Genomic DNA, 17,211 nt, shown 5'->3' on the forward strand with positions numbered 1-17,211 from the left:
CTGTGCCGGCGCCACCACCGCGTCAAGCAACGACCCGGCTGGACCGCCCGCCTGAACCCCGACGGCACCGTGCACTGGACCGACCCCGCCGGCCGCACCACCGACACCCACCCCGTCGACCACCTCGACCGCATCCACCACCCCACGCCCGCACCAACCCGCGCGGCGGCAGCCGCGGACGACCACAGCCCAAGCGACGCCGGACGGGAAGCCGCCGGACCCCCCACCACGACAGCGCCCGTCGCCCGACCCGACGACCCCGCCCTCCTCCCCACCCTCCTCGAGCTCAGCCTCACCCGGCTGCTCGACCTCGCCGAGGCCCACACCCGACCCCGCCCACCCGTGCGCATCGACTGGCTCACCGACATCCAGCCCGTCACGGTCGACATCCCCACCACGACCAGCCCTCCACCGGACGCCTCGGACGACCCACCGTTCTGAACCGCGGCAGTCCCCCGTGTTGCGGTTCGGCAACGGCCGGAACCCCGGCGACCATCACCTCGTCCCAGACGCATGAGACCCCGTCACGCAGCATGGATGGTCAGCATCGTCGTCGTCGCCTCAGGGTGCTCGACCACAGGTGGGAACGATGGGTCCCCGGACGCGAGGAGGTACTACGACACCTACTCCGAGCAGCAGGGTGACCCGACGTCAGGGCGCGTCTCCGGGCAGGCCGCCGGACCCGCGACGGGCCAGAACGGTTCGGGCGGCACCGTGCTGCCACAGCCAGCACCACCGCGCGAGCCCGGGCTCCTCGACGACAACACCTTCGTCGACGCGGGCACGCAGGGGTTCGTCGACACCCGTGAGGATCCGCTGTCGACGTTCGCGGCCGACGTGGACACCGGCTCGTACCGCGCGGCCCGGACCCTGCTCGCGGAGGGCCACCTCCCCCCGCCTGAGTCCGTGCGAGCCGAGGAGTGGGTGAACTCGTTCGACAGCGGCTTCCCCCTCCCGGAGCGCCAGGACCTCGAGCTGCGCTCCGACCAGTCCGCTGCGCCATCCGGCACGCACGGAACCCGGCTGGTGCGGATCGGTCTCCAGGCGCGCGACATCGGCCCCGAGGAGTGGCGGCCCGTGGCGCTGACCATGGTCGTGGACACGTCGGGATCGATGGACATCCGTGAACGCCTGGGCCTCGTCAAGGCCTCTCTCGCAGTGCTCGTCGGGAGTCTGCGCCCGAGCGACACGATCGCCATCGTCACCTACGAGACCGATGCCACGCCGCTGCTCGAGCCCACGCCCGTGCGGCGGGCGGACGAGATCCTCGCCGCCATCGACCGGCTCCAGGCCGGTGGCAGCACCAACCTCGAAGCCGGGCTCCTCCTCGGCTACGACCAGGCCCGCTCCGCCCACAGGGCGGACGCGACGAACGTCGTCATCCTCGCCTCGGACGGAGTCGCCAACGTCGGGGTGACCGACGGCGGTCGGCTCGCCTCGGCCATCCGCGACAACGGACGACGCGGAGTGCATCTCGTCACCGTCGGCTTCGGGATGGGGAACTACAACGACCACCTCATGGAGCAGCTCGCCGACCAGGGCGACGGCTTCTACGCCTACGTCGACACGTTCGACGAGGCCGAGCGGCTCTTCGTCGACGATCTCCGAGCCACCCTGACACCGGTGGCCAAGGACACCAAGATCCAGGTCGAGTTCGACCCGAGGACCGTCTCGGCCTACCGGCTCATCGGCTACGAGAACCGTGCGCTGGCCGACGAGGACTTCGAGGACGTGGCCGTCGACGCGGGCGAGGTCGGTTCAGGGCACCGGGTCACCGCCCTCTACGAGGTGCGCCCCACCGGGCAGGCAGAGGTCGGCGACAGCATCGGTACGGTCCGCGTGCGGTGGCGCTCCGTCGAGGGCGACGACCAGCGCGAGGACGCCCTGGCGCTGGCCCTGGGCGCCTCGGAGCCGCCGTCGGGGACACTCGGAGTGGTGGCGGCGGTCGCCGACCTCGCACAGCTCGTCAAGGACGGCGAGGAGCGCACCCCGAGCTCCCTCGAGCGGCGAGTGGAGACCCTCGTCGAGCAGGAGGCGCCGGGAGCGTCCGAGCTCGCCGGGCTGCTCGCGGACGTGGTCGCCGCTCGCTGAAGGGAGGCCCGACGCATGGCCGCTCGGGGACGGGCGCCGCGGAGCCCCACCACCGCGCGCCACACCTCACGCCGCCACTGCGGTCAGCCGCGACCCGGCAGGTGCGTGGGCAGGGTGAACCGGGGACCGTGTCGCGGACGCATCGCGCCCGAGAGCTCGAGCAGGCGCTGCACCCGGTAGCGGTGCCCGGCATACGGCTCGAGAAGCTCGGCGAGACCGTCGTCGTCGACGGGCGTCCCGGTGAGCGCCCAGCCGATGTTCTTGGCCACGTGGTAGTCGCCGAAGCTCACCGCGTCCGGGTCCCCGAGCGCCCGCTGCGCCACCTCGGCACTCGACCACCGGCCCACCCCGGGCAGCGACTCGATGCGGCGACGGGCCTCGAGCGGCGGCACGTCCACGACGTCCTCGAGCCGGCCGGCCCGGGTGGCGACGGTCACGGCGGGGCGGGACCGGGCCCCGTCGACGCCGGCACGCAGCCACTCCCACGACGGGATGAGGGCCCACGTCCGGGGCTCCGGGGGCACGACGAGCCGCAGGTCGGCGCCGATCCCGGGCGCTGGAGACCCGTTGCGGCGCACCAGCATCCGGTAGGCAGCGAACGCCTCCTTGCCCGTGACGCGCTGCTCGATGATCGTGGGGATGAGCGCCTGGACGACGAGGCCGGACGCCGGCACCCGCCACCCGGCGAAGCGGCGCCGGGCCTGCGCCACGACGTCGTGGTGGCTGGTGAAGCCCTCGTCGTCGTCGTGCTCGCCGAGCAGGTGCGGCAGCCGGTCGAGAACCCACTCGGCGCCGTCGCCCCACGCGTGTGCCTCGACCTCACCGAGCCGGTGCCGGTCGACGAGCCGTAGCGTCACCGGCCCCGTCGGCGCGCGCCACGCGAAGACCCACGTGCCGGCCCGGTCGCTCCACGACGTCGGGTCACCGGACCCACGACGGAAGGTGCTGACGACACTGCCCAGCTGCAACGGCCGTCCCGGACGGAACGTGCGCTCCAGACCGGCCGAGCCACCTGAGCCCGCTGAGCCGCCCGAGCCGCCCGAGCCCGCTGAGCCGCCCGAGCCGCCCGAGCCGCCCGAGCCGCTCATCCGACGTGACGCGGAGCAACGCGCAGCGGCGGACCAGCCGGCCGCGCGGGCTCCTTGAACGCGAGCCAGACATAGGTCGGCACGAGCGGAAGCGCTGCGGCGAGCGCCTTCTCGGGCAGTCGACCCACCCACGCGGGCACGACGTCGCCGCCGGCGAACGCCGCCGGGTCGGCGAGCACGGGCAGGGTGTAGTCCCAGACGTCGAACGCTGCGAACATCCGTCGCAGCCCGGCCGGCGTGGAGTAGTGCTCGTAGTAGTGGTCGCCCTTGCGCGTGAGGCGCATGTAGCGGTCGGCCGCCCGCTGCGGGAGCCACGACAGGAACGGCAGCCGGTGGTGCGGCTCGATGACCTGCCACCGGTGGCCGATGCCGAGGTAGAGGACGCCACCGGGCGCCAGGACGCGGTGGATGTCCGCGACGACCGCCACGGGGTCCACGACGTGCTCGTAGATGTGGTTGAGCACGACGACGTCGACCGAGCCGTCCTCGAACGGGAGGTCCTCGCCGCGCGCGAGCCGGAAGTCGACCCGCTCGCCGAAGCGGGCACGCGCCTTGGCCAGCCCGGGCTCGTCGATGTCGACGCCGGTCGTCGTCGCGCCGGCAAGTGCGAGCTCGTCGGCGATGAAGCCGGCCGAGCAGCCCACGTCGACGGCGCGCAGGCCGGCCAGCGGCCCGCCGTCGTCGGAGGCGAGCCGGCCGAGCCCGTGCGAGATGACCGAGATGAGCTTGGCGGCCTTCTGCCGCCGACCCTGCTCGTCGAGCATCTTGTCCATCAGCTCGGAGTAGGCCAGCTGTTCCTCGCGGGGACGCTCGCTCATGCCCGTGATCCTAGGAGGTGGTGCGACCGCGCCCAGCCCCACCCGACCGCGGCGACGACGACGTCGGCGACCACCGAGAAGAACCGCGCGATGACGACGACGGCGATCGCGGCGGGGAACGGCATGAGCGCACCGAGCAGCAGCGCGAGGATCCCGTCGCGCACGCCGACGCCCGCCGGCACGATGATCGAGAACATCCCGATCGCCGACGCGAGGGTGAAGCCGCAGACCGTCGTGACGACCAGCGACCCGACCGAGGTGGACGGCGACATGGCGTGGGCGAGCACGAGCACGGACAGCCCGGCGCCCGCCCAGGCGAGGACGAACCACATCGCCGTCAGCGCGATCGCCGGTGTCGTGAGCCGGTGCTCGAGCGGCTCGCGCCGCAGCACCCGCAGCAGCAGCGCGATCCCCCAGTTGAGCAGCCGCGGCCACAGGAGGAGGAGCAGCAGCAGCGCCGGGAGGAACCACCACCAGCGGAAGTCCTCCGAGCGCGCCAGCAGCAGAGGGACCGCCGGCACGCCGATGATCGCGCCGGTGATCACCGACAGCAGGATCGACAACAGCCCGACGACGCCCATCCGCCGCCGCGGCACGCCAAGGCGCGAGCCGAGGTCTGCCTGCGCCACGACGCTCCAGACCGACCCGGGCAGGTACTTGCCGAGCTGGCCGACGAAGAAGACGCTGGCGCTCGGCGGGAGCGGGAGGCGCGTGCCGAGGTCGGCCAGCAGCACCCTCCACCCGAGCAGGCTGAAGACCGGCGCGAGCAGCGCGAGCGCGAACGCGCCGACGAGGGTGCCGGGGTCGATCTCGCGCAGGTGCGCCGACACCTCGCTCCAGTTGCGCCACACCGCCAGCGTCACGGCCGCCGTGACGAGGAGGGCGACGACGACGCGCACGACGTCGAGCCACCGCTTGCGCGTCACCGGCTCACCGGCTCACCGGCGCCGGAACGTCAGGCGCAGGATCCCGTATGCCGGCGTCGCACCCTCGCTGCGTCCCTCCGGTCGCAGGCCCCGCAGCTCCCGCGCGGAGGCCGAGGCCTGACGGATGCGCTCGGTGATGTCGCCGTCGACGTCACCGACGAGCACGAGCCCGAGGTCGTCGGCGCGGGCGAGGACGCCGCGGATCCCGGCCGGAGTGACCGCCCACTCGGGGTCGTCCTCACCGATCGGGAGGGTGAGGAGGAGCAGGCCGCCGGACCGCAGCGCCCAGGACGCCTGGGACACGGTGTGGTCGACGTCGTCGGCGCTGCAGCCGCCGGGGTGGAGGCGGGAGATGACGTCGAGGCTCGCGGTGTCGACGTCGAGGACCTCGACGGAGGTGCGGCGGCCGGTCACCTCGAGCTCGACCGGCTCGAACCCGAGCGCCCGAAGCCACCGGGCGAAGGGGCTGCCGGTCCCCGACTCGTCGACGACGAGGGCGCTGCGGCGTCCGTCGTCCTTGATCCGCAGGACCGCGGCGAGGGCGCCGAGGGCGACCCAGGCCGCGACGGCGTCGGAGCACCGGGGCAGCCCGAGCCGGCGGGCCGTCGCCTGCGCGTCGAGGGCGTCGCTGTCGAGCGCGAGGACGTCGGACGCGCGCACCGACTCGGGGATGTCACCGGGCCGCAGCGTGAGCCGGTGCCGGCGGCGCATCCGCGTCGCGGTGACGAGGTCCTTGGCGCGCTGGACGAGGCCCTCCGGTGCAGCCAGGGCGGCCGGGTCGGGGTCGGGGTCGAGCAGGGCGTTCGACTCCGCGCTGGCCAGCGCCTCGATCCCCCCGACGTAGTGCGCCCACGGGCCGCTGAGGTCGGGAGGACGGACGGCGGAGCGGAGCCGGCCGGCATACGCACGGTCGGAGAGGCGACGCAACGCCTCGACGAGCGCGTCCCGGTCGTTGGGCGGGACGAGGAGCCCGTCGATCCCGTCGCGGACCTGGCCCCCGAACGTGCCGACCCGGGACGCGAGCACCGGTAGGCCGTGGCGGCGGGCGAGCAGGACGTTCTGCGAGGCCGTCGCGGACCGGTAGGTCAGGGTGAGCGCGTCGTGGCGGGCGAGCAGCGAGGCGATCCGGTCCGCGGGGACGTAGCCGCTGTGCACCTCGACCCGGTCGGCGAGGCGCGGGTCGGCCGCGAGCTCCTTGACGCGGCGGCCGCTGTCGCCCCACATCTCCCCGGCGATCGTGAGCCGGACGTCGGGGACGTCGAGCATGGCGTCGAGGAGGAGGTCGATGCCCTTGTAGTCGCGCACGATGCCGAGCGAGAGCAGCCGCGTGGGGCCGCTCGAGTCGACGTGCTGCTCGGGGTCTCCCCCGGGCAGGTGCGGCGGCAGGTCGAGCTCGCGCACGTGCAGGGCGCCGAGCTCGGTGGCGAGCCGGGCCTGCGAGTCCGAGTGGACGACGACCGAGTCGACGCGCGAGAACAGCGACTGCATGAGCCGCCGGTCACCCGGGCGCGGCTCGTGCGGCAGGACGTTGTGGGTGATGACGATCGAGCGCGGGCCCACCGCCGACCCGGACGTGCGACCGACGCCGGCGGCGCGGAGCAGGGCGAGGTGTGCCGGCACGACGGGCGGGATGACGTGGACGACGATGACCGCGTCCACGTCGCGCAGCCGGCGGCCGGTGCGCACCCACGTGTCCGGGCGGGCCCAGGACAGCGAGCGGACGGTCCGCGGGAACGGCTCCACGTCCGGCGCTCCACCCGGGACGCCCTGATCCCCCGGGTACAGCAGCGTCGGGTAGAGGTGTCTCCACGAGACGAGGGTGACGTCGTGGCCCGCCTCGGCGAGCTCGTGGCACAGCTCGGTGGTGTGCGAGGCGACGCCGCCCTTGTAGGGGTGGGTGGGGCCGACGACCGCGAGCCGGAGCGACGCGGAGTTGTCCCTGTCAGACACCGTCCCTGGACCTCACCACGAGGTCGGAGAGGAGCGCGAGCGAGGCGATCATGATCCCGCTGACGATGAGCAGGACGGTCGAGGCCGGGAAGTAGAACGGGTGGCGGACCATGTCGACGACGCCCTTGACGAAGCCGAGGACGATCATCCACAGCGCGGGCGGCATGAGGACCTTGAGCGGGTCGAAGTACATGACCATCCGCAGCACCTGGAGGATGTAGCGGTAGGCGTCGTTGACGAAGTGGAACTTGCTGACCCCGGCGCGCTTCGCGTACGACGTCTCGACGTACCGGATGTCGTGCTGGTTGGACAGGAACGCGATGGTGATCGTCGTGACGCAGGAGAAACCGGCCGGCAGCAGCCGCAGGTACGGCAGGCTCACGTCGCGGCGGAACGCCCGCAGGCCGCTGTTGAGGTCCGGGATCTTCGTCTTGGTCAGCCACTCGGCGACCTTGCGGATGAACCACTTGGCCGGGACGCGCGCCCACTTGTGGGTGCCCTCCTCGGTGGTCCGGGCCCCGACGACCTGGTCGTAGCTCGCGTCGTCGCGCAGGATGCGGACCAGCTCGGGGATGCGCTCGTTCTCGTAGGTCATGTCGGCGTCGGTCCAGACGACGATCTCGCCGTGCGCCTGCTGCGTCCCGATCCGGCGGGCCGTGCCCGAGCCGCCGTTGCGGCGGAACGGCATGATCCGCAGGTTCGCGTAGCGCGTCGCCGCGTCCTGGAGCACCGCGAGGGTGTCGTCGGTCGACGCGTCGTCGATGCAGAGCAGCTCGTAGGTGAACTCGCTGCTGTTCATCGCCGCCGTGATGCGGTCGATCTCCTTGAGGACGTGCGCGCCCTCGTTGAAGCAGGGCAGCACGATCGTCACGTAGGGCCGCGGGGAACCGTCGGCGAGCACCGCCGACCGGGTCTCGGTCTCGGGCGTCTCGTCTGCCCGCCGCGCGGCGACCGTGCCCGTCTCGCCGGGGTCGTCGCTGCCGCCCGCGAGCTCCCCCGTGCGGACGGGGATGCGCTCGGTCAGGGCGGAGGTCTCACGGTGCTCGTTCATCGCTGTCGAGCGTACCCGCCGGGCCCAACTCGCCAATTCCCCCGTTGGGTCCGCGACACGCCGGCGGCCCGGGCGAGGTGCCGACGACCATCACGCACTCCGACGGCGGCCGGTCTGCCAGTTGAGCGACCAGGACGACATGCGCACGGTGATGACGACCCCGACGGCGACGACGGCGGAGACGAGCACCGGGAGCTCGAGGGTGCGCATGACGAAGTAGGCGATGCAGCCCGGGACGGCCGCGAGCACGTAGAACGAGCCGGGCTTGAAGTGCTCCGGCTGCTCGTTGATGAGGACGTCCCGGATGAGCGCCCCGCCCACTCCGGCCACCGTGCCGACGAAGACGCACGAGATCGGCGGCAGCCCGACGGTCATGGCGCGGTCGGTCCCGAGCACGGAGTACATCGCCAGCGACATGGCGTCGAGCAGCGTGAACGCGACGTCCCGCCGGAAGCGCAGGGGGCCGACGAGGGCGAGCAGAGGGGCGACGAGCAGCCCGCCGAGGAAGGCCGACGGGAGCAGCCACGGCGAGGTCAGGGCCCGCACGGGCACCTGGAGGAGCAGGTCGCGCAGGAGCGCCCCGCCGAGCCCGCCGATGACGGCGAGGAAGAGGACCCCGACGATGTCGAACCCGCGCCGCCGGGCCGCGAGCGCACCGGCCAGCCCGCCGAACCCGACCGCCACGACGTCCAGCCAGAGCGGGATCGCGAGCGAGTTCACCCGTGCAGGCTAGGGCACCCGCCTCCAGTGCGAGGATGCCCTCATGGCGAGCAGCACTGAGCGCGTCCGGTTCCCCAGCTCCTCCGGCGAGGTGCTCGCCGGGATCGTCGACCTGCCGCACGGCACGGTCCGGGGCTGGGGCGTCTTCTCGCACGGGTTCACCCTCGGCAAGGACTGCCCGGCCGCCTCCCGCATCTGCAAGCAGCTGGCCGCCGAGGGCGTGGGCATGCTCCGGTTCGACAACCTCGGGCTCGGGGACTCCGAGGGCGACTGGGGCGACGGGTCCTTCTCGCACAAGGTCGCCGACACGGTCGAGGCGACGCGCTTCATGGCCGCCAGCGACCGGCCGGTCGAGCTGCTCGTCGGGCACTCGTTCGGCGGCGCCGCGGTGTTGGCCGCCGCGGCCGACACCCCGCACGTCCGGGCGGTCGCGACCGTCGGGGCGCCGTTCGACCCGTCGCACATCGAGCACCAGTACGACGCCGTCGTCGAGCGCGTCATCGCCGAGGGCGAGGCGTCGGTGACCTTCGGCAACAAGGCCCTCACGCTGCGACGCGAGTTCGTCGAGGACGTCCGCCGCGCCGACCTGCGCGCCTGCATCACGACGCTGCGTCGTCCGCTGCTCGTCATGCACTCCCCCACCGACAACACGGTCGGCATCGCCAACGCGAGCGACATCTTCCGCACCGCCCGCCACCCCCGCAACTTCATCTCCCTCGAGGGTTCGGACCACCTGCTCACCGCTCCCGGGCAGGCGAAGCGGGCCGCGCGGATCATCAGTGCCTGGGCCGACCAGTACCTCGCGCTCTGACCCGATGACGCGTCCCACCACGAGGTGTGGAAGCGTGTGTGACCGTGGACACACTCGCAGTTCTCGAGCTCATGAAGCAGGTGGCCGCCGAGGTCATCACCCCGAGGTTCCGGGCGCTGGCCGACGGCGAGGTGATCGAGAAGAACCCCGGTGACCTCGTCACCGTCGCGGACCGCGAGGCCGAGGTGCTCATCACCCGGGCGCTCCTCGCCGCCCACCCCGACGCCGTGGTCCTCGGCGAGGAGGCGCACGCCGCCGACCACAGCGTCCTCGACCGCTACCTCGCCGCCGAGCACGCGTTCACCGTCGACCCGGTCGACGGCACCAAGAACTTCGTCCACGGCAACCCGGACCACGCCGTGATGATCGCCGAGACCGTGGGCGGCGAGACCGTGCGCGGCTGGATCTGGCAGCCCGAGCACGAGGTGGCGTGGGTCGTCGAGCGCGGCGCCGGCGTCGAACGCAACGGCGAGCGCGTCACGCGCCGTCCCGTCGGCGACGAGGAGGACCCGCGCGGTGTGACCTCGATCTGGTCCCTGCGCGGGCACACCCTGGACGGCCTGCCCGCGCTCAAGCCGTCGTGGGTCTGCTGCGGGGTCGACTACCCCAAGCTCATCGAGGGCGAGATCGACTACATCCTCTACAGCCGCTCCAACGCATGGGACCACGCTCCGGGCTCGCTCATGGTCACCGAGGTCGGTGGCTTCGTCGGCCACCTCGACGGCACCACCTACGGCCCGCGTTCGACCCGGCCGGGGATGGTCGTCGCGGCCGACCGCGCGACCTACCGGGCCGTCCAGCGGCGTATGCCGCAGGAGCTCGCCTCCCGCTGAGTCACCCCTGCCGGCTCGCCCCCGGCACGACGCCGACCCACACCCGCAGCGGGAGCGTGACGAGGTGGTCGGGGCGTCGCTCGAGCAGTCGCTGGTCCTCGAGGACGCTCACGTCGAGCGCCGGACGGACCGAGCCCGGCGCCAGCTTCTCCAGCACGTCCGGTGAGTCCGCCGCGAGGAGGAGCAGCCGGCCACCGCCCTCCTCGACGCGCGCCGCCACCGCCGTGACCGCCTCCGCCAGCGCGGCCTCGTCCTTGCGCAGGGCGGACGTCGTCGACAGGGCGGGCCGACCGCACTGCCCACGGACCACCTGCGGCCACTCGTTGGCCGCGCGGGAGTCGACCCCGAGGACGACGTCGTCCTCGCCGAGCTGGCGGCAGAGGGCCTCCACGGCGTCGAGCTCACCGAGCTCGACGCGCTCGGCGCGGTGCGGCCACGTCGCGGCGGCCGTCGGGACGAGGGTAGCCCCGATGACGGCGACTCCGGCAGCAGCGGCGAGCGCGACGGGAGCGCGGCGGGCGAGGTGGCGGACGGCATACGCCGCTGCCGCCACGCAGAGCACGACGACGAACGGCAGGACGATGAGCAGCCTGCGCTCGGCCCACGGGTGGTCCGGCGTGATCCCCGGCCGCCACAGGGTGAGGACGGTCGACCCGCTCGCGACGAGCAGCGGCCCGGTCCACGCCGGCAGGAGCACTCCGGCCGTCCATCGAGCGGCCGCCTGGCGCAGCGCCCAGGCGAGTGCGGTCAGCGCGACGACGAGCGCCGGGACGCCGACCCACCACGAGAGCCACGCGACGGTCTGCTCGGCGTAGGTCCGGCCCCCGTCGACGGTCAGGCCCTGGCGCAGCTGCAGGCCGGCGACGACGCGCGAGCCGGGGTCGTCCGGCGACTGGCGCACGGTCTGCCAGAGCGGACGGCTCGCCAGGAAGAGCCCGGTCACCACGACGCCGGCCCCCACGACGTCCGGGAGCACCCGGGACAGCCGCGGTGGCAGGGCGCCGCCACGGCGCTGCCACCACAGCAGCCCGACGGTGACGAGAGCCAGGAGGACACCGAGGGCGAGGAGCGGGACGAGGCTGGCGGCGATGGTGGCGAGGTACTGGTTCGACAGCCACAGTGCGGCGAGGCCGGCGAGCAGCGTCGAGACGCCCGCGCCGAGCAGCGTCGCGCGCGGCCAGCGCTGCCCCTGGGCCAGCGCGAGCGCGGCCACCGGGAGGAGCAGGATGGTCTCGCGCAACCCGTCGATCCGCACGAACGCCGTTCCCCCGACGAGGATCCCGGCGAGCAGCGCCGCGCGACCGACGCCGCCGCCCCTGCCCTGACGGGCGGCGACGACGAGGGCGAGCAGCCCTCCCCCGAGCGTGACCGTCGCCAGCGGTTCGGAGTAGGTCGAGCGGGCGGTGTGGAGCACCGGGAAGAGCAGCGCGACACCGAGCGAGGCCAGCGGCGACCAGCGAGGGGCGCCGATCCGCGCCGTGAGGAGGCCGATGCCGAGGATGCCCAGGGCCGAGAAGAGCGCCGGGAGGAGCATCGCCCCCGCCGGTCCGCCGGCCCAGACGCCCAGCGACCAGACGGCTCCCGGGCCGATGACGAACTGCGGCTGGACGGCCGGCCCCTCCCGGGTCCCCACCTCGTAGAAGGCGGGGCTGTCCAGGGTGATCCCGTCGATGTCGAGCAGGTCCTCGCCCCCGAAGCGCTCGAGATCGGCCGGCACCACCCTCTCGTGCGCCTGCGCCATGGAGATCGCGGTCTGCAGGTAGCTGCCCGAGTCCCGGCGCGGCAGCACCTGCTCCGAATGCGTTGCGGAAGTCCAGATCCCGGCGCCCGCGGCCACGACGAGCAGGAGCGCGGCCGTCCACACCGGCAGGGCCCGTGCCGGTATGCCGTCCGCCCACCATCCGCAGCCGGCCGCGGCCAGGACCGACAGCGGCAGGACCAGCCACGGGAACCACAGGCCGAGTCCTGCGAGGACGACGGCGAGCAGCGACATGACGACGATCCACGTGGCCGCCCCGAGGACGAGGGTCTGCAGCCAGCGCCCGACGCTCCGCTCGAGGCCCGACGTCGGCAGGTCCTCGTCGGCGGTCTGGGGCGGGCGGGTCATGGTCGGCAACGCTATCCGGGTGCCCACGCGCATCACCGGACGCCACCACGGTGGGCGTGACGAGATGGGTCGTCGGTAGCAGTTCTGCGGGGTCGAACGGGTCATGGCCCGCGCCCGGGGCGACTGGGACGCTGCGTCCATGCAGGCACACGGGTGCGGCGCTGGGGGACGCATGACCCTGTCCGCACGCCGCCGGCTGGGGTCGGTCGCCGTGGCGGTGCTCGTCCTCACCACCGGTTGCGGCCCCAACGAACCCGACGACCCCGACCCGGGTCCGGCGACCACCACCACCACGTCTGAGGCCACCGAGCCCACGCCCACGCCACCCCCGACGCCGGAGCCCACGACGCCCGACCCCGCACCGGTCACCATTCCGCCGATCGCCCTCGGGCAGTGGCTCCCCGCCGCGCCGACGTGTCGGACGGGCGAGACCGAGGTGCCCCAGCCGCCGGACCTGCAGACGCTGCTGCGCGTCTGCCGAGCGGCCGACAACGCCACCATCACGTTCGTCAACACGAGCGGCACCACCCTGGGATTCGACACCGTCGGGTGGCCAAGGGCGAGCTTCTTCGGAATCGGTGAGACCGAGCTGGCGCAGTCGCTGCTCCGGCAGAGCGGGCTCCTCGTCCGGGAGGCGAACGACGCGTTGTGGCTTCCCGCACGCTTCAGCACGCGTCTCGAGGATGCCGGCCGGATCACCGAGTTCAGGGTGTTCACCGACTTCCAGCACGGACAGCGGGTGGCGCAGACCCGGGCGATGGGAAGGCTCGTGAGCCAGATTCCCTACGCCCCACCGGCAACGGAATCAGCCTCGGAGCAGCTCGCCGGAGGCGTCACGTCCTGCCTCGGCGCAGAGGGCGACACGCCCCTGGAGAAGCTCCTCGAGGAGACGGAGCCCTGTCAGAAGCTCGTCGAGAAGCTGATCGAGGACTGGAACGAGAAGCAGGAGGCGGAGGTCCGGGCCGGCCGTGAGCCGGCGCACACCTCGCCCGTCCCGGCGGACGACCTGCGCCTGACCCTCGCGCGCCGGTCCCGCGAGCTGGATCAGTTCGTCGCCCCCCTGTCCAAGATCAGGATCAGCGTGTCCGGGCGCAGCATCCGCATCGGGGGATGACCTTCCTCATCGGTACCGCCCTCCGTCCATCGAGGCGACCTCGCCGATCCTCTCTACGATGACCGGGTGACCCGACCCGCTGACGTGCTCCGGCAGATGCTCCGCTCCGACTCCGCGAAGCCGCGGATCACGACCTACGACGACACCGACGGCCCGACCCGGGGTGAGCGGATCGAGCTGTCCGCGCGCGTCCTCGACAACTGGGTGAGCAAGGCCGCGAACGCCCTCCAGGACGAGTTCGACGTCGCGCCCGGCTCGGTCGTGCGCCTCGACCTCCCGCCCCACTGGCGCACGGCCTACTGGGCGCTGGCGACGTGGTCGGTGGGCGGCACCGTCTCCGTCGACGCCGACGGCTCGGACCCGGACGTGCTCGTCACGACCGACCCGGCCGCCGCGGTGACCGCCGGCTGTCCCGGCGTCCTCGTCACCCTCGCCGGTCTCGCCCGGTCCGCGGGCCTCGCGGTGCCGTCCGGGGTGATGGACGAGGCCAAGGAGCTCAGCACCCACGGCGACCAGTTCGTCGCGTGGGAGGAGCCCGCCGACGACGACGTGGCGCTCGTCGCGGGAGGCGAGCGGACGGCATACGCCGACCTCGTCGTGCCGCACGCGGGCGGAGCCGAACGCCGGCACCTCACCACGACGAGCACGGCCGACTTCCTCCGCGCCTGCCTCGCCCTGTGGGCGGCAGACGGCTCGGTCGTGCTCAGTCGCGGCGAGGCGCCGGCGGACGTCCTGGTGGAGCGCTCCCGCACCGAGGGTGCGGTCGGCCCCTGAGGCTCACATCTGCAGCTCGATGGCCTTCCACGTCAGCGTCGCCACGACACCGGTGGTGGCGATCTTTGCTCGGGTCTGGGCCGCCTTGACCGCAGTCTCCGTCCCCGGTCCGAAGACACCATCGGCGGTGATTCGCAGCGCCTTCTGCAGGGCGACCACGTTCGCGCCCGAAACGCCTCGCTTGGCCACCGTGGGCCAGTACGCGAAGAGGGGGTGCACGGTGAGCTCCAGACGGTTCCATGTCGTGAGGTCGACCACCCCGGTGACCGGGATGCGCCATCTGGCTTGCAGCGCCATCACGGCCTTCGTTGTTGCGGAGCCGAAGGCTCCGTCGACCGCCAACCCTCCAAGACCTGCCTGCAGGACCTTGACCGCAGTGCCCTTCGATCCTGCGCGGAGCACGGTGGCCTTGTAGGGGGTGAACGCGGTGACCAGGACGGGGTTGACCACCGGGGCAGGAGGCGTCGTCGTGGTCGGCGTACCCGTGGAGGACTGACCCATCAGCGCAGCCCACGTCGACGCGGCCACGACGCCGGTAGCGGCGATGCCCCTGGTCTTCTGGTAGGCGATCACCTTGGTCTCCGTACCCGGGCCGAACGCTCCGTCGGCCGTGATGCCGAGCGCCTTCTGCAGGGCGACCACGGCGTGTCCGGTGGAGCCGCGCTTGAGGACGAGCGACGCGAACTGCTGGAGCGGGTGCGCTGTCGGCGACGCCGGCGCGGTGCCCATCAGCGCGAGCCACGTCGACTTGGCGACGACGCCGGTCGGACGGATGCCCTTGGTGCTCTGGTAGGCCTTGACCCTGGTCTCGGTCCCGGGGCCGAACGCTCCGTCGGCCGTGATGCCGAGCGCCTTCTGCAGGGCGACGACCGCCGGTCCGGCGGACCCTCGCTGGAGGACGGTGTCGACGTAGGCCGACAGCGGGCTCGACGTGGTCGTGCTGCTGCCGTTGCGGGCCGGGACCAGCCTGAGCGCGATCATCTTGGTCCACGTCGCGTTGTCGAGCTGCTTGGTGACCGGGACGCCCTGACGGGACTGCCAGGACGCGAGGGTGGTCTCCGTCGTCGGCCCGAAGACCCCGTCCTTGGCGAGCCCGAGGACGCCCTGGGCGAGCATGACGTCCTTGTGGTTGTCCCCGCGCTTGAGGAGCGGGTAGCCGCTCGCCGTCAGCGTCGGGGTGGTCACGATCGGGGTCGGGGTGGTCGCGCTCGTCGTGGGGCCCGTGTGGAGCACCTCCAGGAGCGCCTTGCCGGTCCACCACGAGGTCTGCTGGTAGGCACCGTCCCACGTGAACGAGAGATGGATGTGGTCGGTGTGCGGGGAGACGCCGCTGTAGGGCGCCCAGCCCCGGGCGGGGTCGTAGGCGCGCCACATCTGGCGGTTCCAGATGATGTAGTTGATGCCGAAGCGGCGGGCCATGGCGCCGGGGCGTCCCTGGGCGTCCGGCGCGGACAGCCACCGGGTGATGGCGTTGCCGAGGGCGAGCCCGTCGGCGGTGTAGGCGTTGACCATCCAGTCGAGGGCGCGGCCCTCACCGTGCTCGGCCGCGCACGTGCGGTTGATCCCGTAGATGTGCGTGCCGTAGTGGCCGTTGAGCAGCTTCGCGAAGGCCGTCGGACCGGGCAGGTTCCCGCTGAGGCAGCGGTAGCCCTCCTGGTACTTCGGCGCGATGTCGAGCTCTGCCGGCAGGACCTTGGTCGGCGGCAGCGGCACGCCCGTCGCCAGGGCGGAGGCGCTGCCCCCGCTCAGGGACAGGCCCATCGGGATCGACAGGAGGGAGACGGTCACGGCCCCGAGGGCGCGGACCGGTCCGCGGGACGGCGTCGTGGCAGGCAGGGTGATCCGCGTCAACGGAAGCTCCTCAGGGGCGGCTGAGACTGGGGTCGTGCCCGAACTGGCGTCACAGACGTCACTTCAGACACATCGGCTGGACAGTTGTCCCACTGGTCCCACGGGTTGCGCAAGTAATGACTAGGTAATTACACGCATGTACTTCAGGTGACGCCGCATACGGGCGAAGATCCTTCGGCCTTTCTGGAAAAAGTCAGGAGATCCTGCGGCGGATGTCCAGGCACCATGGGCTAGCCCTCCCGTTGGACCCCCGCCACATCGGCGGGGCGGCGCGAGGTGGCTAGAGTCACCGCCATGGACAAGGTCGTCACCTCTGCAGCCGCAGCCCTCGAGGACGTCCGCGACGGTGCGAGCCTGGCCGTCGGCGGGTTCGGGCTCTGCGGCATCCCCAGCGTTCTCATCGCCGAGCTGCACGCCAGGGGGGTGCGTGACCTCGAGGTCTACTCGAACAACTGCGGTGTCGACGACTGGGGCCTGGGCATCCTGCTCGGTGCCAAGCAGATCCGCCGGATGGTCTCCTCCTACGTCGGCGAGAACAAGGAGTTCGCCCGGCAGTACCTCGAAGGTGAGCTCGAGGTCGAGCTCACCCCGCAGGGGACGCTCGCCGAGCGGCTGCGTGCCGGCGGCGCCGGCATCGCCGCGTTCTTCACCCCCACCGGGGTCGGCAGCCAGGTCGCCGACGGCGGGCTCCCGTGGCGGTATGCCGCGGACGGCTCCGTCGCCCTCGCCTCGCCCCCCAAGGAGACCCGGACGTTCGCGCTCGGCGGCGAGGAGCGCACCTTCGTCCTCGAGGAGGGCATCGCCGCCGACTTCGGGCTCGTGCGCGCCTGGAAGGGCGACCGTCACGGCAACCTCGTGTTCAACAAGTCCTCGCGCAACTTCAACCCGCTCTGCGCGATGTCGGGGCGGATCACCGTGGCCGAGGTCGAGGAGCTCGTCGAGCCCGGCGACCTCGACCCCGACGAGGTCCACCTTCCGGGCATCTACGTCCAGCGCGTCGTGCCGCTCACCCCGGAGCAGGCCGCGGACAAGCGCATCGAGAAGCGAACCGTCCGCTCGACGGCCGAGGAGAACTGA

The 17,211-nt window shown here is 72.7% G+C and carries 14 protein-coding genes and 1 pseudogene; 7 read left to right on the forward strand and 8 right to left on the reverse strand.

The genetic code is table 11. The annotated features are described in order from the left end of the window. Together N801_RS21045 and N801_RS11155 are read left to right on the forward strand one after the other, a co-directional pair. Window positions 1–441, forward strand: a pseudogene (locus N801_RS21045) (hypothetical protein); the annotation flags it as partial. A 96-nt stretch (window positions 442–537) separates the two neighbouring features. Next, complete coding sequence (locus N801_RS11155) at window positions 538–2,091, forward strand: vWA domain-containing protein (RefSeq protein WP_052112876.1); 1,554 nt, start codon at window positions 538–540, stop codon at window positions 2,089–2,091. 83 nt (window positions 2,092–2,174) lie between these two features. Here the strand turns inward: N801_RS11155 and N801_RS11160 are convergent, their stop codons facing one another. The 6 genes from N801_RS11160 to N801_RS11185 all read right to left on the reverse strand — a co-directional run bounded on the left by N801_RS11160 (window position 2,175) and on the right by N801_RS11185 (window position 8,644). Further along, on the reverse strand, window positions 2,175–3,179 hold the full coding sequence (locus N801_RS11160; RefSeq protein WP_245618396.1) for a DNA-3-methyladenine glycosylase family protein: 1,005 nt from the start codon (window positions 3,177–3,179) through the stop codon (window positions 2,175–2,177). After that, a complete protein-coding gene (locus tag N801_RS11165) occupies window positions 3,176–3,997 on the reverse strand; it encodes a class I SAM-dependent methyltransferase (RefSeq protein ID WP_035937719.1) in 822 nt (273 codons plus the stop codon). Before N801_RS11165 ends, N801_RS11160 begins: the two co-directional genes overlap by 4 nt. After that, complete coding sequence (locus N801_RS11170) at window positions 3,994–4,923, reverse strand: lysylphosphatidylglycerol synthase domain-containing protein (RefSeq protein WP_035937722.1); 930 nt, start codon at window positions 4,921–4,923, stop codon at window positions 3,994–3,996. The genes N801_RS11165 and N801_RS11170 overlap by 4 nt, the downstream gene beginning before the upstream one ends. Window positions 4,924–4,935: 12 nt before the next feature. Beyond that, the gene (locus N801_RS11175) at window positions 4,936–6,873 is read right to left on the reverse strand and encodes a glycosyltransferase family 4 protein (protein ID WP_035937726.1); all 1,938 of its coding nucleotides are present in this window, start codon (window positions 6,871–6,873) and stop codon (window positions 4,936–4,938) included. Further along, a complete protein-coding gene (locus tag N801_RS11180) occupies window positions 6,866–7,924 on the reverse strand; it encodes a glycosyltransferase family 2 protein (protein ID WP_245618398.1) in 1,059 nt (352 codons plus the stop codon). The genes N801_RS11175 and N801_RS11180 overlap by 8 nt, the downstream gene beginning before the upstream one ends. A gap of 90 nt (window positions 7,925–8,014) precedes the next feature. Then, on the reverse strand, window positions 8,015–8,644 hold the full coding sequence (locus N801_RS11185) for a trimeric intracellular cation channel family protein (RefSeq protein ID WP_052112877.1): 630 nt from the start codon (window positions 8,642–8,644) through the stop codon (window positions 8,015–8,017). A gap of 43 nt (window positions 8,645–8,687) precedes the next feature. Here N801_RS11185 and N801_RS11190 point away from each other — a divergent pair, with 43 nt between their 5' ends. Together N801_RS11190 and N801_RS11195 are read left to right on the forward strand one after the other, a co-directional pair. Further along, entirely contained in the window at window positions 8,688–9,455 is a 768-nt protein-coding gene (locus N801_RS11190; RefSeq protein ID WP_035937728.1) for an alpha/beta hydrolase family protein, read from the forward strand. A 44-nt stretch (window positions 9,456–9,499) separates the two neighbouring features. Beyond that, window positions 9,500–10,288, forward strand: a complete 789-nt coding sequence (locus tag N801_RS11195; RefSeq protein ID WP_035937775.1) for an inositol monophosphatase family protein — start codon at window positions 9,500–9,502, stop codon at window positions 10,286–10,288. 1 nt (window position 10,289) lies between these two features. Here N801_RS11195 and N801_RS11200 read toward each other — a convergent pair whose 3' ends face one another. Then, the gene (locus N801_RS11200; RefSeq protein ID WP_035937732.1) at window positions 10,290–12,395 is read right to left on the reverse strand and encodes a hypothetical protein; all 2,106 of its coding nucleotides are present in this window, start codon (window positions 12,393–12,395) and stop codon (window positions 10,290–10,292) included. 172 nt (window positions 12,396–12,567) lie between these two features. On the opposite strand from N801_RS11200, the gene N801_RS11205 reads away from it, so the two are divergent. Continuing rightward, window positions 12,568–13,509 carry a hypothetical protein gene (locus N801_RS11205; RefSeq protein ID WP_035937735.1) on the forward strand — a complete coding sequence of 314 codons (942 nt, stop codon included), beginning with the start codon at window positions 12,568–12,570 and terminating at the stop codon, window positions 13,507–13,509. A 66-nt stretch (window positions 13,510–13,575) separates the two neighbouring features. Continuing rightward, window positions 13,576–14,283, forward strand: coding sequence for a TIGR03089 family protein (locus tag N801_RS11210; RefSeq protein WP_035937737.1), 708 nt, complete (start codon window positions 13,576–13,578; stop codon window positions 14,281–14,283). Window positions 14,284–14,286: 3 nt separating this feature from the next. Here the strand turns inward: N801_RS11210 and N801_RS11215 are convergent, their stop codons facing one another. Then, window positions 14,287–16,134, reverse strand: a complete 1,848-nt coding sequence (locus tag N801_RS11215) for a peptidoglycan-binding domain-containing protein (protein ID WP_035937739.1) — start codon at window positions 16,132–16,134, stop codon at window positions 14,287–14,289. A 294-nt stretch (window positions 16,135–16,428) separates the two neighbouring features. Between N801_RS11215 and N801_RS11220 the strand changes: the two genes are divergently transcribed. Next, entirely contained in the window at window positions 16,429–17,211 is a 783-nt protein-coding gene (locus N801_RS11220; protein ID WP_035937742.1) for a CoA transferase subunit A, read from the forward strand.

The sequence above is a fragment of the Knoellia aerolata DSM 18566 genome (assembly GCF_000768695.1).
In the GTDB taxonomy this organism is placed as follows: Bacteria; Actinomycetota; Actinomycetes; order Actinomycetales; family Dermatophilaceae; genus Knoellia; species Knoellia aerolata.